The organism is Pedobacter sp. (assembly GCF_040513095.1).
Lineage (GTDB): Bacteria > Bacteroidota > Bacteroidia > Sphingobacteriales > Sphingobacteriaceae > Pedobacter.
Genome location: NZ_JBEVDX010000093.1, coordinates 1 through 7901 on the forward strand (window position 1 = coordinate 1; position 7901 = coordinate 7901).

Consider the following 7901-nt stretch of genomic DNA (forward strand, 5'->3'; position numbering starts at 1 on the left):
TATTTCCAATACGACAAAGTATATAGACCTGCTGACTGCACCTGATCTGTATACATTGAAAAGAGAAAGATATACAAATGATAATGTGGCAATTGAAGCCCCATGGAATGATCCTTATTATGCTACACAACGGACCGACTGGCAGAAAGCCATCCTGGGAACCGGAAAGGTAAATAATGCAGATGTAAGTATCCAGGGTGGAAATGAAGCCTCTACCTATTATTTCTCTTCTTCATATTATGATGAAAAAGGGATTATTGATAAAGCCTACTTTAAACGTTTCAGTACGCGGATCAACTCTGAGCATAAACTAAAACCATGGCTTAAAGTGGGGCAGAACATCCAGCTGACTTACGGTGAGAGCAATTCATTTGACAACTTAAGTTCTCAAACGGGCTTGCTGTTCTCAGCACTGCGTTTTAATCCGGCTATACCAACAGTAAATGACGACGGGACTTACGGTTCGTCCAAAGACTTTGCCAACCAACTGGGAGATATCAACAGCCCCTATGCAACGATCCAGCAAAATGATGCTTACAACAGGAAGTACAGGGCTATTGCAAATGTTTTTGCTGAAGTACCTATCTATAAAGATCTGAAATTCCGTGCCAATTACGGTTTTGATGGTACAATAGGCCGCGGTTATCAATTCAATATTCTGGATGTCAACCAGGCAAGGCAGACTACGAATTCTACCCTGACACAATCTGAAACTGAAACTTACTCGAATCTGCTGGATTTGTTCCTGACTTATGATAAAACGATTAAGAAGAGCCATATCACTTTCACCGGCGGTTATTCATCACAAAACTTCAGGGGAAGCAATTTTTCAGCGGCGAGGGTAGGTTACGATAATGCAACTACTGCCCAGCGTGTTCTGAGCCAGGGAAATACCCTGCTTACTGCTGCAGGTACTGCTGACGATCCTACAGGCCTTCAGTCTGTTTTCGGCCGCGCCTTCTATGATTATGACGGCAGGTTTTTAGCCACGCTCACTTTCAGGGCTGACGGATCTTCGAGATTTGCACCCGGAAACCAATGGGGTTACTTTCCGGCTTTCTCTCTGGGATGGAGAATCTCCAATGAAAAATTCATGAAAGATATCGACTGGATCAGTAATTTAAAGCTGACAGGTGGCTGGGGTGAGCTGGGTAACCAGAATGTAAAGCCTTTCCAGTATATCAGTACAGTTGTTGTGGGCAACGGTTATGGAACTAATGGCTATACTTTTGGCGGTGCCGGGGCTAACGGGGCTGCAATTACAAAAACTGCCAATCCGGACATCACCTGGGAGCGCGCTGCAATGACAAATATAAGTTTGGAAGCGGGTTTTCTGAAAAACAAACTGAACACCTCGGTAACCTATTTTGATAAGAATACCAACGACATGCTGATTCCTGCTGTTCAGGTGGGTACTGCAGGTTTGTTAACTCCGCCAGACCGCAATATCGCAACGATGAACAATCACGGTATAGAGCTGGAGATCAATTACAATGGGGGGGATGAACTGAAATATTCTGTTGGTGCAAATGCTTCCTTCGTAAAGAACAAAGTTACCAAACTTTATGGCCCAAATGCTTTTATAGGTTCAACAGTTTACGGTCGCTCAAGCCAGGAAATATCCAGAACATATGAGGGTCAGTCTATTGCTTCGTTCTACGGCTGGAAAACCGCAGGGCTGTATCAAACCCAGGCAGAGATAGATGCTGATCCCTCCTTATCAAATGATAGCCGCAGATCGGGGATCAAGCCTGGAGATGTAAGGTTTGTGGATGTCAATGGTGACGGACTGATTGATGGAAAAGACAGAACTTATCTTGGTAATCCTAATCCTAAGGCAACAGTGGGCCTGCAGACTACACTGAACTACAAAAATTTTGATCTCGCAGCCAATTTCACAGGTTCATTCGGTCTCAGTCTTTATAATGCTGACAGGATGCAGGGAATTGACCCAACTTACTCATTCAATCTTTACGCTGAAACTATCAACAGATGGACTGGCCCGGGAACAAGTAACAGCATTCCAAGAATGACGCTTGACCGTGCAAATGATAACTACCGTACCTCAGACCTGTTCATAGAAAGCGGAAACTATTTTAGCCTGAAAAACCTGACTATCGGTTATACCATACCATCAACACTGGCTAAAAAAACCACCCTGAGCAACCTGAGGTTTTATGTGAGCGGTCAGAATGTTTTTATGATCACCAATTACTCTGGTTACACACCTGAACTTGGTTATACAAATGGCAACGTACAAAGAGGTGTAGATGTGGCTCAATATCCATCTGTCCGTGCATTCACATTTGGTTTAACAGTTAAATTATAGTCCCATGAAAACGAAACTAACAATATATACTTTGCTCCTGATAGCCATCGGTACTGCTTCCTGCAAGAAAGACCTGGAACTGGATCAGAAAGGTGTTTACAACACTGATAACTACTTTAAAACTGAAACTGATGTAGTCAACGGCGTTTCGGGAATTTATAACTTACTCCAGCAGGAAGATTATATTTCACATGCAGAAACAACGTTCGATGTGGCTTCTGATGATTACTGGCGCTCCGGCGACCACTCCGAAGATGAAGCTATTGAAAATCTGACTTATGATGCCTCGAATGCACAGGTCAATTATAGCTGGAAGTACAAGTACGAAACGGTAAACCGCTCTACAAATGTGATTCTTAGTATACCTAAAATCGCTTCGATGAGTGCCGCTGTCAAATCCCGCAGTTTAGGAGAAGCATACTTTATGAGAGCTTTCGGATACTGGCGCCTGATGCTGATTTATGGAGACGTGCCCATTATTACAGACGAAGACTATGCAAACCTGAATTTTAACGTTGCTAAATCAACTACTGAACAGGTCCGTAAACAAATTGAAGCTGATTTGCTAAAGGCCATTGACAACCTGCCGGAAAGTTATGGCGCTTCTGATCGTGGTAGGGTGAGTAAAGGGACGGCGCTCGGACTACTCACAAAGTTGTACATGTACTGGGAAAAGCTTCCCGAAGCTATCGCTACCGGCGAGAAACTGATCGCAAACAGTAATTATGCTTTAGCAGCGACTTACCAGGAAAATTTTAGCCGCGCCAATGTCAACAGTACAGAGATCCTGATGTCTGTACAGGGATTACAGAATGTGGTAACAAATGATTACACAATATACTATATCCCCAGAGCATGGGGAGGTTATGGGTTTAGTCAGCCGCTACAGGGACTGGCCAATGAGTTTGAAGCAAATGATCCGCGTAAAGCAGCTACTTTATTGAGTGTAGGTGATCAGATTGATATCGGTGACGATGCCAATATCGACACTTTTACTTCTGACCTTTCTTCAACTGGTTTTGCCTTCCGCAAGTATGCGGTATTTTATCCTTTCGGTTCTACTGAAGGTAGTGGTCCGGACCATAACTATGCGGTTCCGCTCATGCGCTCATCAGATATCTACCTGCTGGTTGCAGAAGCAAAAATCCGTACACAGGGTGCTGGTGCAGGTGATGCACTGATCAACCAGGTGAGAAAACGTGCTTCCGCTTCATTGCCACCAGTAGTTGGTGCCGGCATGACACAACTGATCCATGAACGGCGTGTGGAGCTTGCAGGTGAAGGAGAAAGACATCAGGACCTGATGCGCTGGGATAAGGTTAACCTGGTGAATATCGCTGCAATCTATAATCTTCCGGTATCGAAAGCGCCGGTTGACCAGGGTAAAACGGTGACTTTTATCCGCCCTAAGCATTATTACTATCCAATCCCTCAGGTAGAGATTGATAAAAGTGGTGGAATATTAAAACAGAATCCAAATTATTAATTGATATACCGGGCTCCTGTGCTTTTGGCAGCAGGAGCCTGGTATTTTATTACTGAATAACAATGACAGAAATGAGGAAGTACCTGATTGTAACGCTGCTGGCTTTTACATTCGCTGGTTCAGAAGCGATTGCACAAATTAACCAGACAGAATCCGCGGCCTTTATCGCACGTGTGCTGCCAGACAGGAAAAATGATTTCCTGGTAGAGGAAATCCCGCAGGAAAACGGAAAAGATGTTTTTGAAATTGAATCCAAAGGAGATAAAATTATATTAAGAGGGAACAATGGATTATCCATTGCCTCTGCACTGAACTATTATCTGAAGAATTACTGTTTCTGTGATATCACCTGGAACGGCACGAACCTGAATGTTCCGAAGGTACTGCCTGTGCTCAAAGGAAAGCTGCACAAGAATACGCCATACAATTACAGATATTACCTCAACTACTGCACCTTTAATTATACTATGGCCTGGTGGGACTGGGAGCGGTGGCAGAAGGAGATCGATTGGATGGCTATGAATGGCATCAATATGCCCCTGGCTATAACTGGCGAGGAGGCAATCTGGCGTGATGTATACCGTGGAATGGGTTTCTCCGACAAAGAACTGGAAGGTTTTTTCAGTGGCCCTGCTTATTTCTCCTGGTTATGGATGGGCAATATCGATGCCTGGGGTGGCCCGCTGCCGCAGCACTGGATGGAATCTCATAAGGAACTGCAAAAGAAAATCCTGGCAAGGGAAAGATCCTTTGGGATGAAACCTGTGCTGTCTGCCTTCACCGGACATGTTCCGCCGGCATTTAAAGACAAATATCCCTCTGCAAAAGTGAAGCGTACCAACTGGGATGCAGGTTTTCCGGATGTGTTTATCCTCGATCCTGAAGATACCCTGTTTGAGGAAATCGGAAAGAAATACATCGACCTGCAAACAAAGGAATTTGGTACAGACCACCTGTATTCATCGGATACCTTCAATGAAAATATCCCGCCGACAAACGATTCTACCTACCTGAGCGATATGAGCAAAAAGGTATTCAGGTCGATGACTGCAGCTGATCCAAAAGCAGTGTGGGTAATGCAGGGATGGATGTTCCATTACAACAATAAGTTCTGGCAGCCACAGCAGATTAAGGCCCTGGTCAATGCTGTTCCGAACGATCAGATGATTATTCTTGACCTTTACAGCGATGCAAAACCTGTCTGGAACCGCACAGAAGCTTACTACGGAAAACCATGGATCTGGAATATGCTGCAGAACTTTGGGGGCAACATCAGTATGTTTGGCAGGATGCGGCATGTAGCAGCAGATCCGGCAATCGCCCTGCATGATCCGGAATCTAAACAAATGGTTGGAATAGGACTCGCGCCAGAAGGGATTGAACAAAATCCGGCACTGTTTGAACTGATGCTTGAAAATGTATGGAAAGATACACCAACGGATGCCGATGAATGGCTAAAGGGATATGCCAGGCGCCGTTATGGTAAGGCAACTCCTCAAATGGATGAGGCATGGAATATTTTATTAAATACGGTTTATAGCGGCGGACTTACCGAAGGAGGCAATGAATCGATCATCGTTGCGCGTCCGACTTTCGAAAAAAAGATAGACAGGGTGCTTACTCATGTAGACTACGACCAGTTGAAACTTGTAAAAGCCTGGGGTTTGTTTATCGAAGCAGGGAAGGAATTGAAATCAAGTGATGGTTTTGAATACGATCTGGTAGATGTCAGCCGGCAGGTACTGGCGAATTATGCAAGTCCGCTGCAGCAGAAAATGGCAAAAGCTTTTCGTGATAAAGATGAAATTGCCTATAAAAAGTACAGTACAGCATTTTTAGCACTGATGGACGATATGGATCTGCTGCTGAATACACGCAAGGATTTTTTACTGGGCAAATGGATCACCGAAGCCCGTGCAAACGGAATTACTGAGGCGGAAAAGAACCTGTATGAATTTAATGCAAGGGACCTGGTGACCCTATGGGGGGATAAGGAAAGCGGACTACGCGAATACTCCAACCGCCAGTGGGCAGGGTTGATCAAAGGCTACTATAAGCCAAGATGGAAGATGTTCTTTACCATGCTGGACCAATCCTTAAAAACTGATAAAGCACCCGATCTCAAAGCATTTGATGCTGCGGTGAAAAACTGGGAATGGAAATGGGTAAACCTGCATGACAACGCCTATGCTGCAAGCCCGAAAGGGAATGCATATGATACCGCTGCCCTGCTGTATGTGAAATACAATGAGACAATTAAAGGTGCTTATGCAAAGTAGGACTTTAATTTTTAATGTTCCTAAGTTGTTCTTGCTTACCTGCCTGAAAGCTTCCGTTCAGCTGTGCCTTTTGTCAGCCGCCTTGCTTTTTCCGCGGTCAGTTTATTGTCAGGCTTTAACCGACGACCCGTCAGTGATCAACGACCATATGTTTCCTGCCAGCGCAGCAGCAAGGCCGTTTAGTGATTTTGACAGTAAAGGTTTCCTGATCAATGGGAAACGCACTTTCTTAGTGTCTGCTGGTATAGAATATGCCCGGGTACCGCATGAGTTGTGGAAGGACAGGCTCCTGCGTTTAAAAAGGGCAGGTTTCAACAGTGTAGAGATTTATACGATCTGGAATTACCATGAACCGCTGGAAGGGAAGTTTGAATTTAGTGGTGATCATGATCTGGATGCTTTTTTAGCGCTGGTAAAGAAATTGGAAATGTACGCCATTGTAAGAGTTGGCCCATATTATTGTGCGGAGTGGGACCAGGGAGGATATCCCATATGGCTCCGTTTCAAACCTGGTTTACGTGTAAGGGAATCCAATCCGGTATTTGAAACATATGTAGACAGGTTTTTTGACCACTTACTGCCGATCGTGATGAAACACCAGATCACTAAAGGCGGAGCAGTGGTGCTCATCCAACTGGAAAACGAACATCCAAAAGGCTGGGGTACAATTATGCCTGATCAGTACTTTAAACATTTGCAGGATAAAGCTTTGGATATGGGAATGGAAGTTCCTTACTTTTTTAGTGGTGTACATCACTCTACTGATCCAGCCGGCAACAGTAAACTTGATGATGCTGGGAGGCCAAATCCATGGTTTTCTACCGAATACTGGAGTATGTGGTATACACAATATGGTGCGAAAAAAGGCGATGAGGCAAAGTATGACCGCTCTACATGGAAGATCATCGCCAATGGCGGAAACGGATATAATATTTACATGGCCTACGGTGGGTCTAACTTTGGCTATACCAACAATGATGAGGATGCTGCATCATATGACTACGGGGCTGCGGTAGGGCAGGCAGGAGATCTCAGGCCGCTGTATTACACATTTAAGCGCGCCGCTTATTTTGCCCGCAGCTTTCAGGATATACTTGAAAACAGCACTGATGCCGGGGAAAAGTACCAGTACCTGATCAGGGATAATGGATTCAAACCTGCAGATACAGCAGTAAGAATTGTAGCAAGAACGGGTGTTGCAGGAGATCTGATTTTTCTGGATAATCCTGGCCTTAAACCGGTGGTTGCAAAGATCAGTACGAAGGATGTAACGACTATGCCAGACCTGAGAGTAAAACTGGCCGCCGGTGAAATTTACCCGCTGGTACATACTGTAAGCTTAAATTCTTCGGTCGTGCTTGATTGGGCATTCAGCCGGGTGTACGGGATGTTGAAACAAAACCATACCACCACCATCCTGGTACAGGCCGAAGCCAATGAAAAGGTGTTGATGCAGTTTTTGCTCAGGAATAAAGTAACTGGAATGACCACACAAAAGGCATTCAGGATTTCCGGAAATAAGGTTTTATTGAATACTGTTGCAGCACCTGGAGGTTCGACACAGCCAGCAGAATATTCTTTTCATTCAGGGGACGATTTCATCCGTATCCTAGTGATGAGCAGGGCAGAAATGGATCATGCCTGGTTTACAGAGAGTCCTGAAATCAAAGGCATAATTACCGGCGTTCCCTATCTTGCTGAAGTAAAGTTGCAGCAGGGAAAGATCATCGCAGAGGCCGAATCTCCTTTTCTAAAGGGGGCTGCTTCAAAGAGTACTCCGCGGATATACCTTGAACAAGGCTCGCAA

General features: G+C 44.8%; 4 protein-coding genes. All 4 read left to right on the top strand.

The window, feature by feature from the left end; genetic code table 11:
* The coding region (locus tag ABWY16_RS11185) for a SusC/RagA family TonB-linked outer membrane protein (RefSeq protein WP_353904730.1) at positions 1-2329 on the top strand (2329 nt) is incomplete at its 5' end.
* A 4-nt stretch (positions 2330-2333) separates the two neighbouring features.
* Complete coding sequence (locus tag ABWY16_RS11190) at positions 2334-3815, top strand: RagB/SusD family nutrient uptake outer membrane protein (RefSeq protein WP_353904731.1); 1482 nt, start codon at positions 2334-2336, stop codon at positions 3813-3815.
* 62 nt (positions 3816-3877) lie between these two features.
* Positions 3878-6094, top strand: a complete 2217-nt coding sequence (locus ABWY16_RS11195) for an alpha-N-acetylglucosaminidase (RefSeq protein WP_353904732.1) — start codon at positions 3878-3880, stop codon at positions 6092-6094.
* Positions 6095-6227: 133 nt separating this feature from the next.
* Positions 6228-7901 (top strand): beta-galactosidase (locus ABWY16_RS11200; RefSeq protein WP_353904733.1); only part of this gene is annotated, 1674 nt, incomplete at its 3' end.

What these genes read in the sequence shown, in the direction of transcription:
- ABWY16_RS11195 (WP_353904732.1), top strand. Translation starts at nt 3,878, where the DNA reads ATGACAGAAATGAGGAAGTACCTGATTGTAACGCTGCTGGCTTTTACA.
- ABWY16_RS11190 (WP_353904731.1), top strand. Translation starts at nt 2,334, where the DNA reads ATGAAAACGAAACTAACAATATATACTTTGCTCCTGATAGCCATCGGT.